The organism is Embleya sp. NPDC001921 (genome assembly GCF_053594475.1).
The window spans coordinates 44736-68962 of sequence record NZ_JBSFEO010000030.1 but is presented as its reverse complement, the minus strand read 5'-3'; the positions used below and the strand labels follow the sequence as shown (position 1 = coordinate 68962).

Here is a 24227-nt window from a genome sequence, read left to right as displayed (position 1 = left end):
GTGGAGGTCTGTCCGGCGCGGAGCAAGCGCGCGCTGGTGACCTCCGTCCACCCATTTTTTTCGCGCGCGCGCGGAAATACGGCACTACGGCCGATGTTTCGGGACTTCACCGAAGCAGCAGGCTCGGATCGGCGGGGCGGGGCGGTGCCGACTGCCGAACGCCTGGAGATACAGATGGTGCTGTTCGATCTGCTGCTGCCGATGGACGACCCGAAGCCGAAGCCGCCACCGGCGCCCACGTACATCGTGCCGCCGGACACGGTGAAGAATCTGCCCCCCGCTCCCGGGGGGAACGCGCCTTTCGCCGGGCCGCTGAACGACATCATCGGCATCGCCTTCTACCTGACGCTGACCGCGTGCGTGGTGGGATTCCTGTTGTCCGCAGCGAAATTGGCCATGACGTATCGCAACGGGGATGCCGAGGGAACCATCTTCGGGGCGGGCTGGGTGATGGTCGCCTGCGCCCTGGCGGGAAGTTCGGTGTCGATCGCGAAGGCGGTCGTCTTCTGATGCCGTACTCCCGGAATCCGGCCACGGTTCGTATCGTCACGCTTCGACGACCGTCGTAACGCGGGATGTGATCGCGTGTCGCGTCGACCCGAAGAACCGAAGGACAATCCCTGGCTACCGCGTGCCGCGGTGGTAGTCGAGGCCGAACCCGTGGTGGAGGCTCCCACCTACGTCAGCCTCGGGCCTCAATCGCCCCAACGCGGTTTGGTACAACCGGGAGCCGGAGGGCTGGGCACCTGGACTCCCCCCGGCTCCGCTCGCCCGCCCTGGTGGTGGGTGAGTTGCCATGGTGGAGCGGGGGAGAGCACCCTCGCGCTGGCGATACCGCAGGGCGCCGAATCGGGAGGCCGGGGATGGCCGATCTCCTCGACGTCGGAACGGCACGGGGTGGTCCTGGTTGCCAGGACCCATGCGGGTGGTCTGCACGCGGCCCAGAACGCCGGGCGGCAATGGGCTGCCGGGGCACTGGAAGGCGTCGACCTCCTGGGACTGGTGGCCGTCGCGGACGCCCCCGGCCCGCTGCCGAAGAGCCTTCAGCAATGGCTGAAGCTCGTGGCGGGAGGAGTGCCTCGAGTGTGGCGAATCTCCTGGAACGAGGCATGGCGACTGGGTGAGTGGCCCGACGCCCGGAACTCCGCCAAGGACGTTCGGAAGTTGGCTTCCGAACTGGCTGGCCTCACCAACAACCGATAGAGCGGGGAGTAGTAATGGCTTTGATCGCAGCAGCCCTTGTACGGGTCGAGGGCTTCACCACGGACATCAAGGACCCCAAGCCGAAGGCGCCGGGCAAGCTGGGCACCGGCATCAACGAGTTGCTCGGCTACGGTGCCTGGGTGGTCACGGTGGTCTGTGTCATCGCAGTCCTGGCCTGCGCCGGACGCATGGCGATGTCGCACAAGAGCGGTGGCAGCGGCGAGCACATCATGAGCCTCGGCTGGATCATGGTCGCCGCCATCCTGGTCGGCAGCTGCGCGACACTCGCACAGCTGCTGCTGAACTAGGCCGAACGCCCCGGGGGAACGACTGTGGCCTTTCTACGGCGCAACAAATCGGCCGACAACGACCGTTCACAGAATGACGGGAACCCCTTCACCCAGCGGGGGTTCATCGTCGCCGCGGCGGGCTTCGGCATCATGTGCGTGGCCGCACTCTCGGTGATCGTCTTCGAGCCGGACGGGTTGCCCTCGTCACCGCAGGCACGCGCGAGCTCCGGCACGCCGTACCCCCCGGGGTCCTCGCCGGCGGTCGCGCCCGGGGCGGGTGGTGTGAGCGGTTCGACCGATTCGGGTCAACAGTGCCCGGCGCTGTCCGACGACAACCAGAGCATTCCCACGGTGCAACCGGCGGGCGTGATCTGGGAGCCGTATCACGGAGTGGGCTTGCCGGTCTCCCGGACCGCCGGGCCGGCGCGTGCCGACTCGGGCACCGTCCGGTGCTACGCGCGGACACCGGCCGGGGCACTGATCGCCGCGGCTCAAATCAGTGAACGGTACGAGACGGCGGAGTCCCCGATCCTGGTGGCGGGCACGATGTTGGCGCAGGGGCCCGGTCGGGAGCGCTTCCTGGCCCGCAGTCGCTCGGCCACGCCGACGCGGGCTGCGGGTCAGAGCCAAGCCGTGCCGGACAAGGCCCAGTTCGTCGGCTTTCGGGTGGAGAACTACTCTCCGCAGGCAGCGACCGTCACCTTGGTACGGATGCGCGAGCAGGCGGGCACGTTCGACGCCACCACATGGACGGTGGTCTGGGACGAAGGCTGGCGTCTGCAACTTGCCCCCGACGGCACACGGCCGCCGGCCCGATCGGTGGCATCGCCGGCCGGGTTCGTGGCGTGGACCCCCTGACGGTCCGCGAACCGGCGGGCACTTCTGACCGTGATCGCGTATGTGGAGCGGTCGCGGCACCGAGGAGAAGAACGTGACAGCACCCGAGATTCGTACCTACGGCAATTGGCGCAAGCCGACCTCGCCGGGCATCCTCGGCCTGGGGATGGCCGGAACAATGATCCTGCTGGGCGGCATGGTCACGATCATCGTCAGCATGATGATCTCGTTGGTCTTCGCGATCGTCCTCACGGTGTTGCTCGCGGTCGTCCTGGCTCCCTTGCTGTACCGAGATCGACAAGGACGTACGGGGTTGCAGTGGTTGGTCGCCCGAGGCGCGTGGTCGCGGGGCAAAGCGAAGGGTCAACACCTCTACCGATCCGGCCCCCTGGGCCGCATGCCGTTGGGCACCTGCAAGCTGCCCGGACTGGCCGCCGGGTCGAAGCTCTATGAAGCCCAGGACGCCTATCAGCGCCCGTTCGCGCTGCTGACGGTGCCCTCGACCAACGACCACACCGTCGTGATCGAGTGCGACGCCGACGGCGGATCGCTGGTGGACACCGAGCAGGTGGACACCTGGGTCGCGTACTGGGGACAGTGGCTGGCCGCGTTGGGCAACGAGCCCGGCATCGTGGCCGCCTCGGTCACGGTGGAGACCGCGGTCGACACCGGTGAACGACTGCGCCGTGAGGTCTTCGACCATCTGCGGCCGGACGCGCCCAATCTGTCCAAGCATGTGCTCAACGAGGTCGTGGAGTACTACCCGGTGGGTTCGGCGCGGGTGTCCACCCGGGTCGCGCTCACCTTCTCCGGTGCCCCCCGCCCCGGTGTGCCCAAGCGCACTCCGGAGGAGATGGCCACCGAGTTGGGCACCCGGCTGCCCGGGCTGTGCGCCGGTCTGCAGATGACCGGAGCGGGACAGGCACGCCCGATGAGCGGCACCGAACTCGCCGAAGCGGTACGGGTCGCGTACGACCCCAGCGTGGCCGCACTCATCGACCAGGCCCGCTCCGAGGGCGGCGCGGGCATCACCTGGGACGACGCGGGGCCCAGCGCCACCCAGGAGGCTTGGGACCACTACCGGCACGACGGTGCGCTGTCGGTGACCTGGGCGATGTCCGACGCACCGCGTGGCGAGGTCTTCTCCAATGTCCTGGCGCGACTGTTGGGGCCGCACCCCGACATCGACCGCAAGCGGGTCACGCTGCTGTACCGCCCACACGACTCCTCGACCGCCGCGAACATCGTCGAACGGGACGTGAAGGACGCGCTGTTCAAGGCCAAGCAGGCGAAGGTCGGCAACGCCCGCGACTCGATCGCGGTGCGTGCCGCCCAGCAGAGTGCGCAGGAAGAGGCCACCGGAGCCGGGCTGGTCAAGTTCGGCATGCTCGTCACCGCGACCGTCGAGGACAGCGACGGTCTGGACCTGGCCGCGTCGGCGATGGACAACCTGTCCGCCTCCGCCCGGATCGCGATCCGTCGCGTGTACGGATCCCAGGCATCGGCCTTCGCCGCCGCGTTGCCGCTCGGCCTGGTTTTGCCGAAGCACCTCAAGGTGCCGCAGAGCGTCCGGGATGCGATGTGACCGGTCACCGGACATCGACCGTGTACTCGCCGGGCGTTCGCGCACGCGGCTAGAAGGGCAGGACGAAATGTCGGTGCAAAACCCCACAGGGGTCATGCCCCCGGACGAGTCCGAGCAGACGGACGTCGGACGAAAGCGGGGAAGGCGGTCGAAGCCGACTCCTCTTCCCCATGGGCCACAAGGTACGAGCGCCAAGGCGAAGGCCGAGCAGAAGAAGGCCCAGGCCCCGCGGCCGAGGACGGCCGGCTGGCGAGGCTGGGCCGGCTACGGCGCGGGCTCGGTGGGATATGTCGAGGCGCCACCCGAGTGGCGTGGCACCACCGTCCAGGTCTGTGGGCTGTGGCCGTTCGCGGCCGGGTCCGGCACGCCCGCGGTCGGTGTACCGCTGGGGCGCTCGCTGACCGGCGGCGGCACGCTGTGCTGTGACCCGATCAGTTGGTTCCAGCGGGCCAAACTCATCCTCAACCCGAGTGAGTTCGTGCTCGGCAAGCCGGGTTTGGGCAAGTCGACCATCGTGCGCCGCCAGGCACTGGGGCTGGCGGGGTACGGGGTCAACCCGGTGGTGTTCGGCGACCTCAAGCCCGACTACGCCGACCTGATCCGCGCACTCGGCGGACAGGTCATCGAACTCGGCCGCGGACGTGGCTATCTCAACGTCCTCGACCCGGGCGAGTCGAAGGCCGCCGCCGCGCGACTGCCGGAGGCCGCGCGCCGCTCGCTGCTGGCCGACGCGCACGGCCGACGGCTCAACGCCGTCGCCTCCCTGATCACGGTGCTCCGCGGCGCACCTCCCGCGGACCGTGAGGAAACGATCCTCAACGCGGCGCTGAAGCTGCTCGACGATCGCTTCACCGGGGTACCGGTGCTCGCCGACCTGCTGAAGGTCATCCAGGAGGCGCCCGACGAACTCCGGGCGGTGGCCCTGGACCGAGGCGACGTGGCTCGCTACCGGGAGATCACCGAAACCCTGGAGTCGTCGCTGATCGGCCTGCTGGGCGACGGCCGACTGGGGGAGATGTTCTCCCGGCCGACCTCGGAGCCGATGCGCCGGGACAGCCCGGTCTGCTTCGACGTCAGTGCCATCGACGACGGCGAAAGCTCGCTCCAGGCCGCGGCGTTGCTGGCGTGCTGGAGCTACGGCTTCGGTGCGATCTCGGTCGCCCAGGCATTGGCGGACGCGGGGCTGGAGCCCAGGCGCAACTACTTCGTCATCCTCGACGAACTGTGGCGTGTACTCCGCGCCGGCCGGGGCCTGGTCGACCGTGTGGACGCACTGACCCGACTCAACCGCCAGCGCGGTGTGGGCATGGCGATGATCACCCACACCATGTCCGACCTGCTCGCGCTGCCGGCCGAGGAGGACCGGATGAAGGCCAAGGGCTTCGTGGAACGCGCGGGAATGGTGATCACCGGTGGTCTGCCCGCGGCGGAGATGCCGCAGTTGAACTCGGTCGTCCCGATGACGATGGCCGAACAGCGGATGATCGAGGACTGGTCGACGCCGCCGTCATGGGACTCCACGCGGGGCGAAGAGGCGCCACCCCCCGGCCTCGGAAACTTCATGATCAAAGTGGGCGGTCGCCCCGGAATCCCGGTCCACGTCGACCTCACCCCGGCCGAACTCGATGTGAACAACACGAACAGGCGGTGGTGAGATGTGTGATTTCGCACTGGTCAATCCATACGGCGTCGATATCAACGAGAAAAAGGCACACAACCCGTTCACGGGTGCTTTCCACGTCTGGCCGGAGTCGCAGGACTACGAAATCGGCAGGTTCGGGTGTGAAAAATTCCATCCCGACGACGCCTACAACTGGATCACCACCTGTGAGCTGAAGGACGACGAGTGGAAGTGGGCGGTCGATCAATGGTCGCAAGACCAGCGGAAGAATCCGTACAACTTTCTCGGTGAGCCGATCAACTGGATCCGCTACGAGATGAGCCAGTTGGCATCGGACGCGCTCAGCTGGTGGCTGAAGGTCGATGCCCCGTTCACGGGCGGCTCCGACCGTGGTGCGAGCGGCATCACCAACATGCTGCGCAGCCACACGATCTTCATCACGACGGTCGTCGCGGTGTTGTCGTTGCTGTGGGTGGCCGGGAAGATGGCGCTCTCGCGCAACCCGATGGCGGTGTCGGGCATGGTCAAGGCCATGTTCACGCTGATCGTGGTCACCACCTCGAGCATCGCGTTCTTCGGCCTACTGCTCACCGCCGGCCATTCGTTCACCCAATGGTTCATGATCAGAGGGTTGTCCGGAAAGGGCGACACGGCGGTCAACCAGGCCGAGGTCTGCAACGCCGTCCAGAAGTACCTCGAAGTCACCCCCATGGGCAGCAAGCAGAACCCGATCAACTTCTTCCTGTTCCTGGTATCCGCAGTCCTGCTCATCATCTGCGGGGTGATGCTGTACCTATACATGCTGGCCAGACTCGTAGGCTTGACGCTACTTCTGGGCATCATGCCCGTATTCGCGGCCGGATCGGGAACGGAAACGGGTAAATCGGCGCTGAAGAAATGCTTCAGTTTCGCCATCGGGTTCGCGCTGCTGGAACCGACGGCGGCCTTCGTCATAGTTCCCGTGTTCCGAATGTGGGCCAGTCCGGCGGACGGCAGCGCCGCCGAGGGGTTGGCCAGCGTCATCATTCTCGCCGCGGGCACGCTGTCGCTACCGGCGACCATGCGCATGGTCAATCCCTTGGTCGGCCTCGTTGCGGAGGACGGCAAGGGTGCCCACGGCATGGTGATGGGATCACTGGCGATGGGCGCCAAGGGTGTGGCCGCGCTCGGCGCGGTCGCCGCCACGGGCGGCACCGGAGCCGCCGCGATGATGGCCAAGGGTGCCGGCGGCGGAGGCGGGGGCCGGCGCAGGCCGCCGGGTCCCCCGGACTCACAGCAACAACGGCGACAGCAACAGCAACAGCAGCAACGGCAACAGCAGCAGTCCAACGATCCGGCTCCGGCTCCGGCTCCGGCACCGGTGTCGTTGGTCAAGGCGCAGCCTCCGACTCCTCCGGCCCCGCCGGTTCCGGTACCACCGCCCGTGCCTCCGTCCGCGCCGGTCAACGCCGCCGCCAAGTTCGTGGCCTCCAACGTGCTGCAAGGCGCGACCGGCCTACCACCTGGCACCGGCAAGCTCGCGGCCATGTCCATTCCGGTGCTGGGAGCGGTCGCCGAGCACCAGTTGAACCAGACCGGTGGAGGCGTCGAGGGAAGCGCCTTCATGAAGTCGCCCAAGTACGTGGAACCTCGACTGCCGCAACCGCAGCCACGTCAAGTCACCGTCCCCGCGGGCGGCCCCGCAGGAGGAGCGACGGCGCCGCAGCGTTGGTGAGCAGTGTTCGGCCCGGGGCCGCGCGCCCCGGGCCGTGCGTACAAGACAGGAGGTAACGCATGAGCGCCACTCAGAAGCGCAGAGGGCCCAACGTCGAACTCGAGGCGTTGGTATTCCTGTTCGGCATCGTCGCACTGGTGGCGCTGCATGTGATGACCTGGCTCTCCGCCTCGTTGGCGGCCGAAGGGCCGACGGAACAGCCCGGACCCAACCCACTCGTGTTGTGGGTGCGCCTGGCCATCGGCGACTACCAATGGCCGGGCGCGATCGCGACGGTGTACCTGTGCCTGCAACTGGTCGTCGCGCTCGTCCTGGTCGGCCTCGGGTGGAAGGTCTGGACGAAGGCCCGGGGCAAGCGCGAGCGGATCGACATGGCCATCCGCTACCTGGCCTCGCCCAAGGAACTGGCCCCGTCCATGACGGCTCAAGTCACCCGTACGGCAGGCAAGTTCGGTCTCGCGAAGGGAACCACGCCCGGCGTCTTCATCGGGCGTACCGTGCGGGGCGACAACGAACTGTGGGGCTCCTGGGAGGACATGCACGTCGACATCTGGGGTCCCCGAACCGGTAAGACGGCGACCAGGGCGATCCCGAACATCGTCAGTGCCCCGGGCGCGGTGGTGGTCACCTCCAACAAGCGCGACGTGGTGGACGCCACCCGGGCCATTCGCGAGGCCAAGGGCACGGTCTACATCTTCGACCCGCAGAACCAGGCGGGTGGAAAGCCGGTCTTCTGGTGGAACCCGCTGACCTACGTCGGCGACAGCATCGTCAAGGCGGTCAAGCTCGCCGCCCGGTTCGTCTCGGTCAACCGCCAGGACCACGCGCGCAGCGACGCCTACTTCGAGCCCGCCGCCCAGGACCTGTTCGCCAACCTGCTGCTGGCGGCCTCGATCGACAAGCGTCCGATCACCCAGGTCTACGTCTGGCTGACCCGCCCGACCGACGACACTCCCGTGCGCATCCTGCGCGACGGCGGCCATCACATGCCCGCCGAGGCCGTGGAGTCGGTGATCGGTCAACCCGACCGGCAGCGGGCCGGTGTGTACGGCACGGCGATCCAGATGGCCTCGTTCCTGGTGGCCGAGAACATCAACGAATGGGTGACGCCGGGAAGCGACCCCAGCCGACCCGAGTTCGACTACATGGCGTTCGTGCGCTCCCCCTCGGACACCCTCTACCTGCTGTCCGAGGAGACCAACAAGATCGCGGCTCCGCTGGTGATGGCGCTGACCACGATCCTGGCCGAGGAAGCGGAGAACTACTCGCGCGACTCGCCCAACGGACGGCTGCCCATTCCGGCGCTCTTCGTCCTGGACGAGGCCGCGAACGTCTGTCCCTGGAAGGCGCTTCCCGACAAGTACACCCACTTCGGTTCGCGTGGCGTGATCGTGATGGTGATCCTCCAGTCCTGGGCCCAGGGCGTCTCGGTGTGGGGCGACAACGGCATGCAGAAGTTGTGGGGTTCGGCGAACATCCGGGTGTACGGGGGCGGCGTCTCCGACGTGTCGTTCCTGGAGAACCTGGCCAAGTCCGCGGGCATGTTCGAACCCCGCACCACGTCCACCAGCCACAAGTTCGGTGACCATCGCGGGATCAGCCGGGCCAGCCGGCCCGAGGCGGTGCTGGACGCGTCGGACCTGATGTCGATGCCGCGCGGCCGGGCCTTCGTGCAGATCAGTGGTTCGCGCCCGACCCTGGTGCGCACCGTGCCGTGGTGGGAGACGGAGTACGCCGACCGGATCCAGGAGTCGATCAACACCTACGACCCGTCCCAGGTGATGAACGCCGCCCAGATCAACATGGCCAAGGCGGTGAAATGAGCGGCGAACTCCCGGACGAGGACGTCTGGGGGCAGGGCGACGCGCTGGAGCGATTCCGGGCGATGACCGAGGCCGCCGCCCGGCAGGCGCAGGAGGAGGCACCGCCCGATCCGGAGGAGTTCGACGAAGAGCCCGAGCCCGAGTTCGTCTTCGAATCGGTCGATCGCTTCGTCGTCGACTACATGGTCAAGGTGATCGAACGCCGGTTGAACCGCTCGTCGATCATGTGGTGCCCCGCGTGGTGGAAGCATCCCGAGGCGATCATTCGCTTCACCGCGATCTGGCGCGCGTTCGAATACCTGCGCCACGACGCGGCGTTGGGCATGTCGACCTGGTGGCTCCAGCACGCGGACCCACACCTGCGCATGCTGATGGATCCCGAACTGGGCCCCTTCGTCGCCTGTGACCCGCGCGAGGGTCACTCGGATCGCCCCCTCGCGGAGCTGCCCGTCGAACCCTCGCCGCCGGAGATGTGGGACGACCCGGCGTTCCGGGTGACCCCGCGCGATCCCGACGCTTCATGGGATGATGGCGACGTCGTCTACGAGATCGAGGACGACTTCGAAACGCCGGGGCAACCGGAACGGCCGAAGGAACAGTACGACCTCCAGAAGGCCAAGCTGAACCGCCCGGGCTGGCCGTGATGTTCGCCGGAGGCATCAGCCGGCACGGAAGGGATGAGCGATGAGCCAAGCCGTCGAGTTCGGCCCCAATGGTGGTCCTCATTTCATCGAGGACGCGGCCAACATGGCCCAACCGATCATCTCGTGGGTCAGCAAGGGTCTCGACAAGGCCCGCAAGCATATGAAGAACAAGCGGAAGGACCACTACAAGGTCCTCGGTCCCGCCATGAAGGCGGGCCTGGCCAAGGGCGTGGCCAATGTCGCGGCCAGATGGCAGTCGGCGAAGTTCTACGGCCAGAACTCCGGAATGCGCGCGGGAGCGCGGGCCTATCGCAAGTACGAGGACCAGGCGGTCAAGGCGGCCGACAATCGGGCCAAGGTGCAGTTCTTCGCGGACCGCAGCCGGGCGCAGACCATGCGATTGAACGAGATCAACGCCCCGGGCGGGGGCCGCCGGTTCGCGCCCGGCATCGAGCGACGTGCCGCGGAGCGGCGCAGGACGAGCGCGCGACGCAGTGCCGCCAAGATGGGCAGGCGAGCGGTCGTCGCGCAGCGCAGGGCGTTGGGCTTCGCCGCACAGGCGCAGCCCGCCCGGGACCGGGCTCAAGTGCTGCATCGCAGCGGCCAGGTTCCCCAGCGTGCCCGCGAGATGTTCAACCTTTGATCGACAGGTAACGAGATCCGAGACATCCATCCAGGCCGGGAGGCGACGTGAGTGAGCAGGCCGGTCCCTCGCGACCCGAGCCGTCGGCGATCGGGAATCTCTGGACCGCCGTCGGCAAGGCGCTGCCGGCGGCGGCGCCTGGCCGGTCGGTTCCCGCGTGGGCCCTGGGCTACGGGCCTTTGGAGATGACGGCCGCGCCTCAGCCGGCGCCGGGTCCGCTCGCTGTGGTCGGGCGCGGGTTCGATCGACCCGTTCAGCCGCTGGAGGCGCCGGGCACCTACCGCGACCAGTTGATCCGGGACGGCCTCGCGGCGCCGAGCCGGGCGGTCGAGGGCGGCCGCGACGTGAAGGCCACTCGCGCCGCGGCCGTGACGATCGGCATGGTGCCCGCCGGTACGTGACCGGCGGGCGGGGGGCCTACTTGAGGCCCTTCAGCCGGCGCGGTTCGTACGGCCCCGATCCGTTGAAGTACAGGTAGGGGATCTTGCGGTAGATCGCGCCGGTACTGCCGGCTTCCTCGTAACCCCAGTACTCGTTGCGCTTGTCGTCGACCCACTTCTCGAACAGCACGACATGGCCGGAGTTGCCGCCGTCGTCGTCGAGGATGATGTCACCGGCCGTCAACGCGTCCTTCTTGATCGACTCGGTCATGCCGGTCATCATCGTCGTGTTCGCCCCGGCCTCGACGCCCCACGCCATGGTGACGAACCCCGAGCAGTCGGTGCGGTACCTCTGCTTCGTCTTGCCGTCGGCCATGAAGCCGTCCTTGTAGGTGGTCTGGCTGTAGGGGACATGGGCATCGGTCCACACCTTCGCCCGCGCGATGATGGCCTGTCGATCCGAACCCACCACTGCGGGGACGTTGCCGCCCACGCCCTTCTTCGAGTACTTCTCCTTGGCAAGCTTGATGATGGAGTCCGCGTATTCCTGCGGCTTCTTGTTCTTCGGATCGTCCACGTCCGGCATGCCGTTGGACAGGAAGGTCGTCTTCGGCGGGGGGTTGGTCCAGACGTTCTCGCCGCGGAGATAGCCCGCCAACATCAGGTCCGGCATCTTGAGTTGAGCGCCGGGCTTGACGTTGGGGATCTTCCCCTCCTCCTGAAGCTTGCGCACGTGCTCGGCGATGGAGCAGAGATAGTCGCCGATCGCGATGATCGCGTCGGCCGGCTCGCCGATGTCCTTCTTGTTGTCACCGTTTCCGTCGCGACCGCGCCCGTTGTCCTTGCCCTTGTCTCCGTCCCAAGTGTCCGGCATGAACTGACCGAGACCCTGGGCCCGACCGCGATCGTCGTTCACCTCGGGAGGGTCCCAACTCGTCTCGGTTTCGATCAGCCCCGCGATCAAGGGCGCGGACACATCCGCGCACGCCTCACCGGCCTTCTCGATCTGCGGTATGTACTTTTGATACTTCTCCGGAATCGCGGACGCGTCCAACATGTCGGACGTCGCCGACCCGGGACCGAAGATGAGCTGCTGGGCCGACATTTGGATGAAGCGATTCGCCGCTTCGCTACATCCGACCAAGGACGAGCCGACGGCGACGAGTGCGGTGAGGCGCACCAGTTTGGCCCTCGTGCCGGCCCGAATCCCCGAAGCTCCCCCGCTGTTCATTGCCCCCACTCCCGCCGTCCTTTCGACAACCCGAATACCCCGATGACCCTGCGCGGCCGCCAGCGCGCAAGCACGCGCTGCCGGCGGGACGTCGTGGACGACTCGCGGCGCAACACCCCTTCCAGGGCGGCGCACAGACTCCACGCGTCGTCGGCTTCCTGCTGTGTGGCGACCCGTTCGCCGTACGCGCAGTCGTTGACCAGGTCCGCCAGCGCGGGCAGTCGTGCCCCGACCTCGGCGGGCAGCAGCGCGCCGCCGTACACCGCGACCTCCTGCGCCGTCGCCGCGCTCCCGGCCGGCAGACCGGCTCGGGTGAGCGCGGCGCCGATCAACTGCCAGGCGCCCAGCACCCGTTCGTTCGGGCTGCCGCCGCGACGTCGACGCCGCTCCACACGTGGTGCGGCGAAGACCAACACCGCGTAGCCCAGCAGTACGACGACGGCGATCACCGCGGCCACGAGCCACCACGGAACACCGGAACCCTCGTCCCCGCGGTCGTGGGGGTCCGGGGCCACCCCGCTGCGATCGGTGCCCTCGATGCCCGCGTCCACCTGGTCGCGGGTGAGCTGCGGAGGCGGCGGCGAGGCCACCGTGCCCGGCTGGGCCACGTCCTGGCCGGGAGCCTTGTTCCGGTCACCCGGTTCGTTCTGGCGTCCCGGGGTGGGGAAGAAGGGCACCCACCCGGCGCCCGCGAACTCGATCTCGGGCCACGCGACCACGTCCCCGGCCCGCACCTCGCGCACCCCGCCGCCGATGTCGGTCCCCGAGGAGAACCCGACCACCACGCGGCTCGGGAGGTTCAGCGTGCGTGCCATCACCGCGAACGCGGTCGCGAACTGCTCCGAGGTGCCGATCCTGCCCGACTCGAGGAAGAACTGGAGGTTGCGGTACGAGTGTCCCGGGGTGGCCGTGATGTCGTATCGGTAGTTGGCGCGCAACCACGACGCGAGCCGAAGCGCCTGCTGGTAGGGGAAGCTGGCACCGCTGGTGGCCTCCTCGGCGAGTCGCCGAAACACCGGCAGCGCCTCGAACGGCTCACCCGTGACGTCCTTGTCCGGCAGCGCGATGAAGGCGGGATCCGTACCGACCGGCAGGAATTGCAGGCGGTTGGGATCCAGGACCGGGACGCGCGAGTCGACCTGGTAGCGGGTTCCCGCGGTCAGCCGCCGGTGTGCGGCCACCGTGCCGCTGTGCTGCTCCACCGAGATCTCGAGGTCGGCCGGGGGCCGGATCTCGCGCGGCCGGTCCGCCGCGGGCAGCCAGATCCCGCCGAGTTCCTTGATGGTCACCAGATGCGACTCGGCCGTCTTGGACACCACGGAGGTGTCCTCGCGGTCGGGAACGCGCCCGGTCGTGGTGCGCAGGTCGTCGGCCGGAGCCCAGCGCACCCCGTTGTAGGAGTCGAACACCGCCAGCCGCCAGTTGCGTTCCGCGGGGGCCGGGCCGGCGACGGTGAACAGTGGACGTTCGGGGGTCTGCAACCACGCGGAGATGCGATCCAGCGGGCTGGCCCCGCCCAGGCGCACATCGGTGGGCGGTTCGACGAGCGTGTGCAGGTCCGGTGCCTCGCGCGAGGTCGCCCCGGGCAGCGCGGGACCGACCGCGCCCGCGAACACCGACGAGGCCACCACCAACGGCAGGCCGATCGACAGGTTGCGCAGCCCCGATCCGCGTCCCGGACGCCGGGAGACGAGCAGCAGGCCGACGGAGCCCGCCAGCGCCACCGACGCCGCGACATTGCTTCCCGGCCCACCCGTCCCCAGCACGGCCGGCACCGCGAACACCAACACCGCGGGCACCGCGGGCGCGACGACCGTGCGGGTACGCAGTGCCAACTCGGCCCCGCCGAGGGCGGCGAGCCACACACACGTCGCGGGCAGCACGAGCATCTCGGCTTCATCGGGCACCGGCGCCACCACACTCAACACCGCGTGCGGCGCGTCCAACAGCGCCGACCAGATCTCCCGGATCAGCCCGATGCTCGGCAGGAAACCACCCGCGGCCCGGTCCCGGAACAGCGTCGCGGACATCACCAGCGACCAGCACACCACGGTGATGATCAACGACGGCCACAACGGCCGTACGGCGGGACCGCGTCGAGCCGCCCCGGCCGCCCCGGTCCAAGCGGCGGTGCCCGACGGCGACGGGGACCGCACCGGTCGCGAGCAGGCGACGGACAACAACACCGGCACGATCGCGGACGGGAGGATCACCGGCAGCAGGTCGCGCGTCTCGAACGTGCGGCCGAACGCCCAGCCCACCGACAACGCGGCGAGCGTCACGGGAATCAGCGACCACAGGGAACGCCGGTCGGCGTCCGGCCGATCGAGCCGCCCGCGCGGGTGGTTCGCGCCCGCGGGCGGCGTGGCCGCCGGTCCGCCCGGCCGGGAATCGCCGGCGGGTCGGGACTCCACCGGACGATCGTCGAGAGTGGTGCTCACCGGGATATCTCCTTGCGCCACGCCACGGCCATCTCCTCCAGGCTGGACACCCGGATCTGCGACACGTGCATCGCGGTCGGCCGGGCGGTCGGGCGCCGGCCGGGGTCGGTGGTCGAGGGCGGGACGACCCGAATCAGCAACGCGCGATCGAACCGGCTCTGGACCCGGTCCATCCGCGGCAACCCGGGGGTGTCGGTGCTGCCGGTGACCACGATCAGCGTGTCGCCCGCCCGGGTGCGTTCGACCACGTCGAAGGCGTCCGACAACGAGTGGTCCTCGTGTGCCGAGACCTCGGCGAGCAGGTCGAGCCAGTGCTCGGCACTGCGGTGATCGCCCAGGGGAGCGGGCAGCGCGCCGCGCCCGGTCACCACCTTCAGCGGGAAGTTGTTGCTCGCGGCGGCCAGCGCCACCGAGGCGGTGACGTCGACGGCGACCTCGAACGCCTCGTCGCGCTCGTCGGCGTTCACCCCCTCGGCGAACGCGGCGAGGTTGGTGTCCAGGACCAGCGTGGTCTGCGGCAGGCTCACGTCGATCAGCTTGCGGACCATCATCGTTCCGGTGCGCGCGGTCGAACGCCAGTGCACCCGACGCAGGTCGTCGCCCATGACGTACTCGCGCAGCGAATGGAAGGTGAGCGTCCCGTCGTCCGCGGTGTCGGAGTTCGGGCCCTCGAGGTGGTGGGTGCGGCCGGCCGGCAGCGACTGGAGCGCGATCGTGCGCGGTCGCACGAGCAGGGTCTCCAACTCGCCGTGCCGCCGCGAACGCCGGGTCAGCCCGAGCGGATCACTGCGCACGAGGTGCATCGGGCCGATCTCCACCCGGCCGCGACGATGCGTGGGCAGCGTGTACCGGGCCCGGATCTCGGCACCGGCGGCAACGGGCGGCAGGTCGACGGGAGGAACCATCAGGCCCGCCACGCGGTCCTCGGCCCGCAGTCCGCGCAGCGCCCGCCGCCCGGTGTTGGCCAGGGTCACCCGGCCCTGGGCGACGTCGCCGCGGGCGACCTTCGCGGGCACCACTTCGCGTTTCGCGGCCACGGAGGAGCGGCGCAGGGTCCAGGTCACGGCGACGGTCACGGAGACCAGGCACGCGACGCCAAGGACCACTCCCTCGCGGTACCCCAGCCCCCAGCCGAGCCCGCACAGGACCAGGCCGAAGACGAGCACTCCGCGCCCGCTGGACGAGAGCATCAAGCGTTCGCCTTCAGTGCCGTCGCGCTCGGGACGCTGACCTGGGAGAGCACCTCGGTGAGCACGTCGGCGGCGGTGACGCCGCTCAATTCCGCCTCGGGGGTGAGCAACAGACGGTGCGTCAGGACCGGTCCGGCGAGCGCCTTGATGTCCTCGGGCAGGATGTGCGCGCGGCGCTGCGACGCGGCCCGGACCCGGGCGGCCCGGATCAACGACACGCTGCCGCGCGGTCCGGCGCCCAGTCGGGTGTGCGCCGACTCCCGGGTCGCGTGGCCGATCCGCACGGCGTACTCCACGACGGATTCGACCGCCTTGACCCGGCTGCGGGTGATCTGGACGAACTCCTGGATGTGTTGCGCCGTCGCGATCGTGGGGAGCGTCTCGATCGAGGGGGCGCCGTTCGCCCCGGCCGCGACCGCCACCTCCGAGCGCAGGTCCGGATAGCCCAAGGACATCCGCATCAGGAAGCGGTCCAACTGCGCTTCGGGCAGCGGATACGTGCCGGACATGTCCACCGGGTTCTGGGTGGCGATCACCATGAACGGGCGGGGCACCGGGTGCGCGACGCCGTCCACGGTGACCCGGGCCTCCTCCATCACCTCCAGGAGCGCGGACTGGGTCTTCGGCGAGGCCCGGTTGATCTCGTCGCCGATCACGATGTTCGCGAAGATCGGTCCGGGCAGGAACTCGAACGTGTTGGTCGTCTGGCGGAACATCGACACGCCGGTGATGTCGGACGGCAACAGGTCCGGGGTGAACTGGACGCGCTGCCACGCCGCGTCGAGCGATGCCGCGAGCGCGCGGGCGAGGGTCGTCTTGCCGGTTCCGGGCACGTCCTCGACCAGCAGATGACCCTCGGCGAACAGGCAGGTCAGGGCCAGTTCGATCTGCTCCCGCTTGCCGACCACGACCCGTTCGATGTTGTCGGCGAGGGCACTGAAGCACTCGCCGAACAGCGCCAGCGCGTCGGGGGCATGGAACGGCAGAGAGTTCTGACGATCGTCGTTCGTCGTCGATGGCATCGTGTTCACGGCGCTCCAGGTCGATCGCCCACCGTCGCTCCGTGCCGTGGACGGTCGGGGAAGGCGGGAGGGCTTGCCGCGTCTTGACGCGTGTGTGGTCGCGGACGGGCGGGGTGACTCGGTGGTGCGCCCCCGATCGGGAGAGGGGGCGCACCACCAGGAAATGTGTGTCGCGTCAGGCGGGTTCGCCGGCCGCGCTCACTCGCACTGCCAGATCTCCGGCGAGAAACTGCCGCTGTTGGAGTTGGGCGTGCGGATGTAGAGGTCGCTGGTCCAGCCGTTGCCGGGGTCGCCCGGTCCGCTGTACTCGACCTTGTCCCAGATCGAACCGGTCACGTTGGTTCCCTGGCGGACCTGGTGCTCGCCCTTGACCTGGCAGATCACGGTGATGTTGCCGGTGTAGTCGGCCGCGATGTAGCCGGCGCGAGTGGTTCCCGCCACGGAGGGGCCGGTCCGGATGCCGATCGTGACGTTGTTGTCGATGTTCGGGCCGACCTTGTAGGTGTGCTTCGGCGGGGTCAGGTTCAGGCTGCCCGTGGCCTTGGGGCTGGTGCCGGCCTCGTTGGTCGCGCTGATGGTGATCGGGTATGTGTGGCTGTTCTTGAGGTTGCTCACCGCGAACTTGGCGGTGGTGGACTTCGTGGTCTTGTCCTGGAAGTCGATCGAGTACGTGAGGCCTGCGACGTCGGTCCACGTGAACGTGCCGCCGTGGCCGCCGGCGGCGGGCTTCGACGTGAGGCCCTTGGGCGCCGCCGGGACCGTGCAGGGGCGCACCGCTGTGGAGGGCTTCGACGTCTTCTCCACACCGTCGGCGAAGACCGCGGTCACGGTGAAGCTGTACTCCGTCTTGCACTGGCCGCCGGTGACCTTGAACGACGACGTGGCCTTGGGGCCCAAGGAGGCGGGTTCGGCCTTCATGCCGTCCTTGAGACCGTCGATCCGGTAGCTCTGGGGCGTTGCTCCACTGGACTTGGGGAACGTGACGGTGATGAAGCCCGCGCCGGACTTCGCCTGCGGCGTACCCGGAGCCGTCTGCTCCGGAGGCTTGGGGGTCGGCGTCGTCTGCGTGGGGCTCGCCGTCGCGGAACCACCCGGAGCCGTCGGCGTGCCGGACGCCGAGGGGCTCTTGGTCGCGGACGCGGATGCCGACGGCGTACTGCTCGCCGTAGGCGTCGTCGTGGCCGACGGTGTCGAGGAGCCCGTCGGGACGGGCGGGGCGGTGACCGTGATGGTGGCGGTGGGCTGGGGCTTCGGGTCCTTGCCGGGATCGGGGGTGGACGTGTTGCCGCCGCCCTGGGTCGGACGATCCGTGGGCTTGTCCCGGCCCGGGTCGTCGTTGCCGCGGTCGTTGCCGCGGTCGTTGTCGCCGTCCCCGTCGTTGTCCTTCGGGTTCGGCGGGACGTCGGCGTTGCCCGGGTTGTTCGGCCGCTGCTGATCGTCGGCGGGCGGCGTCGAGGGCGGAAGCGTCGGGGGCAGCTCGTCACCCGGGACCGGGTTGCCGCCCTTCTCGTCGTACTTCTGTACCTTGTGCAGCTTGCCATCGCCGTCGACGACGACCGCGGTGGCGTTCTTCTCGTCGTTGACCCAGAGCAGACCGTCGCGGACGAAGGTCTCCAGCTCGCCGGCGACGCCGGTGACCTTGACCTGCTCCTCGAGCTTGGCCTGCTCGGTGTTGTACACGATCAGCGAACCGCTGGTGCGGTCGGCGATGTAGACCTTCTTGCCCAGGACCTGAGGCTCGCCCAGGACGTTCCCGCCGGTGCCCAGCGGTACCGCGGACACCTTGCCCGCCGCGATGTCCACCAGGACGAGGGTGCCGTCGGCGGTGCTCAGGACGGGAAGCACCTGTCCTTCGCTCTTGCCGGGTACGACGGCCTTGTCGAGGCCGCCCTTGAACAGATCGGACGGCAGCGTGATGGTCGTCTGCACGCCGGTGTCGGTGAGAATCTTCGCGGCGCCGGCCGCCGCGTCGACGACGACCGCGCGGTCCGCGACGAGGGCGAGCATGATCGGGCTGTTCGGCTCGGACACCTTGATCGGCGTGCCCAACACGGCGCCGCGGACCGGGATCACCTCGCCCTTGGAGGGGATCGGGATCCACAACGTGCCCTTGGCGTCCGCCTGGGCGCGACCGATCGGCTTGGCGCCGAGGGCGATCGGCGGTCCCAGCGGTGCGAGGGTGCCCGGATCGATCGGCCGCACCACGGCCGTCGTGGCGCCCGGCGCCGTACCGGACTCCACCAACCACGCACGCTCGCCACCGGTGACCAACTGCATGCCGGCGTCGCCGAGGTCGACCGACAAGGGAGCGGTCAACTGGGCGGGGTCGATCCGGGTGACCTGGCCGGTCGACTCGTCCATCACCAGGACGGTGTCGCCGTCCTCGCTCACCTGGTAGTTGGAGCCGGGTGCCCCGGGCAGCCGTACCCGGCCGGTGATGTCGCCGGAGAGGCCGTTGACATGGACCATGCTGCCGTTCGCGCTGGGCAGCCAGGCGCCCACGTCGGCCAGGTCGGCGTCGGCTCCGGCAACGCCGATTCCGACGACGACGGAGGTCGCGAAGAGTGAGCCGACGGCGACCACGGCGACGACGGTGGTCGAGCGCTCGCGGCCGCGTCGGATCGAGGCGACGGCTTGGGCGACCTGACGGCGGGTCGACTCGATCGACAGGGAGGCGGCGATCGTCCGACCCGGCTGCGCGGCGGGCTCGGAGTGTTGGGACATGGATCCTCTTCCCGAAACAGGGAACGATTGTCAATCTTTACGTTCGGCCCGTCGGCGAACTATCCGCCGAGCGCGAAGCGTTCCGCGCGATCGGGATAGTGGCCGGACCGTCGCCGCCGATGTGGTAATCGCGCGTCGGACGGCTCAGCTCTTCTTCTTGGTAGGGGCGGGTACGGCGGGCGGCGGCGGATACATCGTCAAGGTCGTGTCGACCGGTTCCCGCCCCTCCACGTTGCGGGTGACGAACACCCCGACACTGGAGGCGGTGAGCATCGAAGGGGGACGAACTCCGGCGGGCAGCGCCTCGATGCCCTTCGTGGTGATGTTCAGCGCGGCGCGCCCGGCGTTGAGCTTGTCGCTGCCGTCGGAGCTCTGGATCGTTCCGTACGCGATGCCGGCGTTGGAGACCGCCTCCAGGTCGACCGCGTTGTTGCGATCGTTCTGGGCGAAGCACACGGCCGCGCCGCGCATGTCCACGGCCAGCGGGCCGACGACGAGGTAGCGGGTGTCGGGGGAGTGCCGAGCGGGGAGCAGTTGATGGTATTCGTCCGGGTTGTCGTCGCGCGCGGTGTGGCAGGGGATCTGCGTCAACGCCGCCCCGGTGACCAGGTCGTGCACGACGTACAAAAACTCCTGCGGTTGGTTCTCCTCGGCGGGTGTCCACCACGCCGCCACCACGGCGGTCTTGGTGACACTCACCGGTACCCCGAGCGCGCGCCCGGGCGGGGCCACCGATCCGCTGTTCCAACGTCCGGCGACCTCGAATCCGCGACCACAGGCCTCGTCTCGGGAACTGCGCGTGCGGCACGTGTCCGGCAGGCCGTTCTCGTCCTTGGAATCGACCGTCTGCCAGGTCTCGTTGAGCATTCCGGCGGCCGTCGGCAACATCGGATACGACAACATCGCGCAGGTGGCGCCCAGCAGGCAGCGACGCGGAGTCGGTCCGGTCGGCGCGGTGGGCGTGACTTCGCCCGTCTCGGGATTCCACACCGAACCCCGCTCGAACGGGGCCTCCTGGCGGTCCTCGGTGTCGTCGCGGAACAACACCCCGCCGTCCCCGACCCGGGCCGGGAACTCGGTCAGCCCCTCGGGTACGTCCCGCACCAGATGTTGTCGCGGAATCACGCTGCGGCCACTGCTGGCGGCGACGAAGCTGTCCACCACCACGACGCGTCGGGCCCGGCTGAGCCCGTCCTCCGGGATCGTGCCCAACCGCATCAGCACGATCATCTCGGTGTCGCGAACAGTGATCAGCGACAGGACCGGGCGTTCCTGATCCTGCAGCGGGGTCACCGGCTGGGACCACCACCAGACCTTGCCGTCGGTGGCGCTACGGGCGACGACGGCGGTCTTGGTTCGGGTGGTGGACTCACTGCCCGCGGACGGGATGTCGCTGCGGATGTCGATGCTGACCAGCGCGCCGACCTTCGGGGCGACGACATAGGCCCGGCTGCGGACATCGGCCTGCCAGCCGTTGTTCACGTCGAAGCCGGCGGGAACCACCAGCTTGGGTGCCTTGACCGGCTCGTCGACCGGATTGCGCACCAGGGGAACGCTCCCGCTCCCGGCACTCGAGCAACCGCTCAGCGCCAGCGCGGCAGCGATCAGCAGGGATATCAGGGGCAAGCGTGGGCGAATCACGGATTTCCGTTCCGCTCGGCGGGGCGACTCCGCTCCGGAGTCCGCGACTCGCCGCATGGACAGGTCAGGGCTCGTGCCGGCGCGACAGGAGCCTAGAGGCGCGGATCGGAACGCGATAGGTCACAAAACGCGGGATCGGGCGCGGCCTCCGCGCATTTCGACCTTGGTCGTGTGGAGTTTCGAGGCCCTGCCGGAGCCGGCCGGCCTTGTCGTGTGGACCTTCGATGGCGCGTCCGACCGGACCTAACCCGATTTCGTGGTACGGACCTTCGAGATCGCGCCCGCGACGGGAAGCAGGCCGATCCTGGCGAGTGAGGCGACACGGTCGGCGTCGGGCTCCCGGGCGGGTTGCGTCTCCGAGAGGTGGCGGGTCGAGGGGCCGGACAGGGTGCGTACGGACGACACCCGACGGGTGGGCGCCGCGGGTGCGGCCGCCGCCGGGGCCGGGGCGGGCGTCGAGACCGGAGCGGAGGCCGGAGCCGGGGATGTCGCCGGCGCGGGCCTGGTCCTGGGCCTGGTCTTGGTCGCGGTGCCGGCCGGTCGTGCCGCCGGGTTCGCCGCCGCCGGGGGCGCCGCTGCCGGTGCCGGTGCCGGCATCGGTTTCGCCGGACTCGGGTTCGTGCGGGCGGGCGCGGGCCGATCGACGACCGGGCGCACCGGACGCGGTCGCACCGCCGGTGGAGCGTCGATCGTCGACTCCGCCGCGGCGACCGCGGCGCGCAGCGAAGGCAGGCCGCGGGCTTCGAGATCGATTCCGCCGGTGGGCAGATTCGGTGCCGGCGACTGCGCCTCGCGACGGCTCACGTGGTCCGCCCACAGCGCGAGCAGTCGGGTCAGGATCCGGCTGAGCAGTTCGGTCACCGCCGGGACGAGCGACGCGGACACCCGATCGGTCAGCCGGGACCACAGCGCGCGCAACCACGACCACCACGCGGTGGACACGATGGGCGTGATCCCGGCGGCCGGGGCCGCGTTCGCCGCCTGCAGCAACCAGGGGTTGGCGCCGGAACCCTCCGGTACCCACAACGAGCCGGCGGGCGGTGCCGAGGCGGGATCGTCCCAGGCGATCGCCCCTTCGGTGATGCGTTCGCGCAAGGCCTGGATGCCGGCTCCGCCGGACAACGGCGCGACGCGGCGATCGTGGGTGGCCGGCAGCAACAGGTCCAGCCGGCGCAGGAGTGCGTCGGCGTCCGGCGCCCGTCGCAGCACGGCGCGGCACGTCGTCGTCCACAACTCGTCCAGCGCGCCCAGGGGTTCGGCGATTCGACCCTGCCAGATCGAGGGGATGCCGAGCCAGTCGTCACCGGCGCTGCGCTTGGGCGCGGTCCAGGTCGGTACGAGATCGCCCGAGGCCGACGCCTCGTTCGCGGCGACGGACAACATGCCCCGCAGCTCGTCCTCGACGGCGGCTTGCAGGGCGACGAAGTGCAGGATCGAACGGGAGGCCCAATCGGGCGTGGTACACGCCGACAGGACCTGGGGCGTGGGCACGTCGAGGAGTCCGTGCCGGGCCCCGACGATCACACCGTGATCGGCGAACCGTTCCCGAAGCGACTCGAGTTCGCTCTCGGAGCGAGTGCGTACCGGATCGTCGGCCAGCGCCTGTCGAATTCGCGCGACAGCGCCGTGCAGGGACACCCGCAGGGCTTCGTCGCGAGCGGCGGCTCCACGACCACGCGGCCCGCTCGGCGACGACTTGCGTGACTCGTCACTCATGTAACCGCCTGACCCATCGTCCGTCTCCCCCGAAGTATCGAACAGCTCTAGCAGTATGGGGCAGGCGTTGGCTAGTCGATGTACGCGAGTGGACTTTCCGCGGCGATGAAGTTTGCGCCCGGCCGGCACGCCCGCGCGGAGTCGTGTGCAACGGACGGATCGCGCGAATATCCGTGACGGGTCCGCGTGTTGCGACCTAGTCGTGGTGTGCTCGTGATCACTACCGTGAAGTTTTCCGTGCGTCAAAGGGAGATGCGGCCGGTGGCGACCCCCAATCCGTGGCTCAATCTGGAGCCCGTCGCTCGCGGCGGTCGTTTCCGCCGCTTCTTCTCGGCCTTCTTCCGGGTGATCACGCGCCCCGTTGCCGCCACCGTGCGCTTCTTCCGCGGTCTGTGGTCCTCCTTCGTCGCCCGCAATGTACGGGCGAAGACGATTCCCATTCCCGGGCCCCTGCCCGGCGGGAACGCCGGCGTGGACGCGGGCGCGAACGCCGCCGCCGATACTCCGGCCGCCGAAGCGGCAAGCCCGACACCCGAGCCGGCCCCACGAGAGCCGGCGCCGGAGCGGGAGGCGCCCGCACCGCAGCGGGAGGCGGCCGCTCCGCAGCGGGAGACGAACGCCGGGCGGCAGCAGCAGGGTGAGGGGCTGCGTTCGGACGCTTCGGTATTGCGTGATGTGCCGGGTCTCAACCGGACCCAGCTGAATGCGCTTCGGGAGCGGAACGGTCTGCCGCCCCTGACCGACCTGGCGCCGGAACGGCAGCCGTTGCGCACCCGCTTGGCGGCGGGGGCGCGACGGGCGTACCAGGCGGTCGTCACGCGACCCTTGAACGCTGTCCGTCGAGGGCTCGCGGAGCGGCGGACGCGGCGTGCGGAGGCGGCGGCGCAGCGCAACTCGACGACGCCGGTAACGCCGACCGCGCCCAGTCGGCCCGTGGGTCGAGGTCGGTTCGCGCGTACTCGTGCGGTGGGTCGGGGCATCTGGGCGGGAACTCGTGCGGTGGGTCGGGGTACATGGACGGGTCTTCGTTGGGCCGGCCGTGGCCTCCTGGCGGGTGCCCGGGGCGTGCGGAACCAAGTGCTCAGGGGCCGCGACGCCGTGCGCAACATGCGGCAGGCGAGGGCCAATGCTCGGGGCACGGGGCCGAGGCAGGGTTTCTTGACGAGGTTGCGGGCTGGTTTGCGGGCGCGGGCTCAGCAGGCGGATGCTCGGGCTGAGGGGCCGCGTCGGGAGCGGGCGGGTGCTCGGGAGGCTCGTCAGGGGCGGCGTCAGGCGCGGCGTGAGGCGAGGGTTGCGAACCGGGTTGCGGCTCGCCAGGCGCGTCAGGCGCGGCGTCAGACCAGGGCTGCGAACCGGGTTGCGGCTCGGGAGGCGCGGCGGGTGCGTCGTCAGGCGCGGGCGAATGCTCCGGCGAATGGTGCTGATCAGGGTTTCTTGACGAGGTTGCGGGCTGGTTTGCGGGCGCGGGCTCAGCAGGCGGATGCTCGGGCTGAGGGGCCGCGTCGGGAGCGGGCGGGTGCTC

At 69.5% G+C, this 24227-nt stretch carries 18 protein-coding genes; 11 read left to right on the top strand and 7 right to left on the bottom strand.

Going from position 1 to position 24227, the window contains the following annotated elements; genetic code table 11:
* The first annotated feature begins 36 nt into the window (after positions 1-36).
* From ACWCPW_RS30815 to ACWCPW_RS30765, 11 genes are all read left to right on the top strand, one after another.
* Positions 37-510, top strand: coding sequence for a hypothetical protein (locus tag ACWCPW_RS30815; protein ID WP_449764836.1), 474 nt, complete (start codon positions 37-39; stop codon positions 508-510).
* 276 nt (positions 511-786) lie between these two features.
* Positions 787-1203, top strand: a complete 417-nt coding sequence (locus ACWCPW_RS30810; protein WP_449764835.1) for a DUF6668 family protein — start codon at positions 787-789, stop codon at positions 1201-1203.
* 14 nt (positions 1204-1217) lie between these two features.
* Positions 1218-1511: a hypothetical protein gene (locus ACWCPW_RS30805; RefSeq protein WP_402236792.1), complete on the top strand. Its 294-nt coding sequence runs from the start codon at positions 1218-1220 to the stop codon at positions 1509-1511.
* Between the two features lie 264 nt (positions 1512-1775).
* Entirely contained in the window at positions 1776-2351 is a 576-nt protein-coding gene (locus tag ACWCPW_RS30800; protein WP_449764834.1) for a hypothetical protein, read from the top strand.
* Between the two features lie 73 nt (positions 2352-2424).
* A complete protein-coding gene (locus tag ACWCPW_RS30795) occupies positions 2425-3915 on the top strand; it encodes an SCO6880 family protein (protein ID WP_449764833.1) in 1491 nt (496 codons plus the stop codon).
* Between the two features lie 280 nt (positions 3916-4195).
* The gene (locus ACWCPW_RS30790) at positions 4196-5569 is read left to right on the top strand and encodes an ATP/GTP-binding protein (RefSeq protein WP_449764832.1); all 1374 of its coding nucleotides are present in this window, start codon (positions 4196-4198) and stop codon (positions 5567-5569) included.
* A 1-nt stretch (position 5570) separates the two neighbouring features.
* Entirely contained in the window at positions 5571-7250 is a 1680-nt protein-coding gene (locus ACWCPW_RS30785) for a hypothetical protein (protein WP_449764831.1), read from the top strand.
* A 59-nt stretch (positions 7251-7309) separates the two neighbouring features.
* On the top strand, positions 7310-9073 hold the full coding sequence (locus ACWCPW_RS30780) for a type IV secretory system conjugative DNA transfer family protein (RefSeq protein WP_449764830.1): 1764 nt from the start codon (positions 7310-7312) through the stop codon (positions 9071-9073).
* Positions 9070-9717 carry a DUF4913 domain-containing protein gene (locus ACWCPW_RS30775; protein ID WP_449764829.1) on the top strand — a complete coding sequence of 216 codons (648 nt, stop codon included), beginning with the start codon at positions 9070-9072 and terminating at the stop codon, positions 9715-9717. The genes ACWCPW_RS30780 and ACWCPW_RS30775 overlap by 4 nt, the downstream gene beginning before the upstream one ends.
* Positions 9718-9757: 40 nt before the next feature.
* A complete protein-coding gene (locus ACWCPW_RS30770) occupies positions 9758-10360 on the top strand; it encodes a hypothetical protein (protein WP_449764828.1) in 603 nt (200 codons plus the stop codon).
* A gap of 47 nt (positions 10361-10407) precedes the next feature.
* The gene (locus ACWCPW_RS30765) at positions 10408-10761 is read left to right on the top strand and encodes a hypothetical protein (RefSeq protein WP_449764827.1); all 354 of its coding nucleotides are present in this window, start codon (positions 10408-10410) and stop codon (positions 10759-10761) included.
* A gap of 16 nt (positions 10762-10777) precedes the next feature.
* Here the strand turns inward: ACWCPW_RS30765 and ACWCPW_RS30760 are convergent, their stop codons facing one another.
* The 7 genes from ACWCPW_RS30760 to ACWCPW_RS30730 form a co-directional block, all read right to left on the bottom strand.
* The gene (locus ACWCPW_RS30760) at positions 10778-11845 is read right to left on the bottom strand and encodes a hypothetical protein (protein WP_449764826.1); all 1068 of its coding nucleotides are present in this window, start codon (positions 11843-11845) and stop codon (positions 10778-10780) included.
* A 122-nt stretch (positions 11846-11967) separates the two neighbouring features.
* Positions 11968-14412 carry a DUF3488 and transglutaminase-like domain-containing protein gene (locus ACWCPW_RS30755; protein ID WP_449764825.1) on the bottom strand — a complete coding sequence of 815 codons (2445 nt, stop codon included), beginning with the start codon at positions 14410-14412 and terminating at the stop codon, positions 11968-11970.
* Positions 14409-15602 carry a DUF58 domain-containing protein gene (locus ACWCPW_RS30750; protein ID WP_449764824.1) on the bottom strand — a complete coding sequence of 398 codons (1194 nt, stop codon included), beginning with the start codon at positions 15600-15602 and terminating at the stop codon, positions 14409-14411. Before ACWCPW_RS30750 ends, ACWCPW_RS30755 begins: the two co-directional genes overlap by 4 nt.
* Positions 15602-16624: an AAA family ATPase gene (locus ACWCPW_RS30745; RefSeq protein WP_449764889.1), complete on the bottom strand. Its 1023-nt coding sequence runs from the start codon at positions 16622-16624 to the stop codon at positions 15602-15604. Before ACWCPW_RS30745 ends, ACWCPW_RS30750 begins: the two co-directional genes overlap by 1 nt.
* Positions 16625-16822: 198 nt before the next feature.
* Positions 16823-19348 carry a hypothetical protein gene (locus tag ACWCPW_RS30740; protein WP_449764823.1) on the bottom strand — a complete coding sequence of 842 codons (2526 nt, stop codon included), beginning with the start codon at positions 19346-19348 and terminating at the stop codon, positions 16823-16825.
* A gap of 144 nt (positions 19349-19492) precedes the next feature.
* Positions 19493-20974 carry a hypothetical protein gene (locus ACWCPW_RS30735; protein WP_449764822.1) on the bottom strand — a complete coding sequence of 494 codons (1482 nt, stop codon included), beginning with the start codon at positions 20972-20974 and terminating at the stop codon, positions 19493-19495.
* A gap of 258 nt (positions 20975-21232) precedes the next feature.
* On the bottom strand, positions 21233-22705 hold the full coding sequence (locus ACWCPW_RS30730; RefSeq protein WP_449764821.1) for a hypothetical protein: 1473 nt from the start codon (positions 22703-22705) through the stop codon (positions 21233-21235).
* Positions 22706-24227: the final 1522 nt, after the last annotated feature.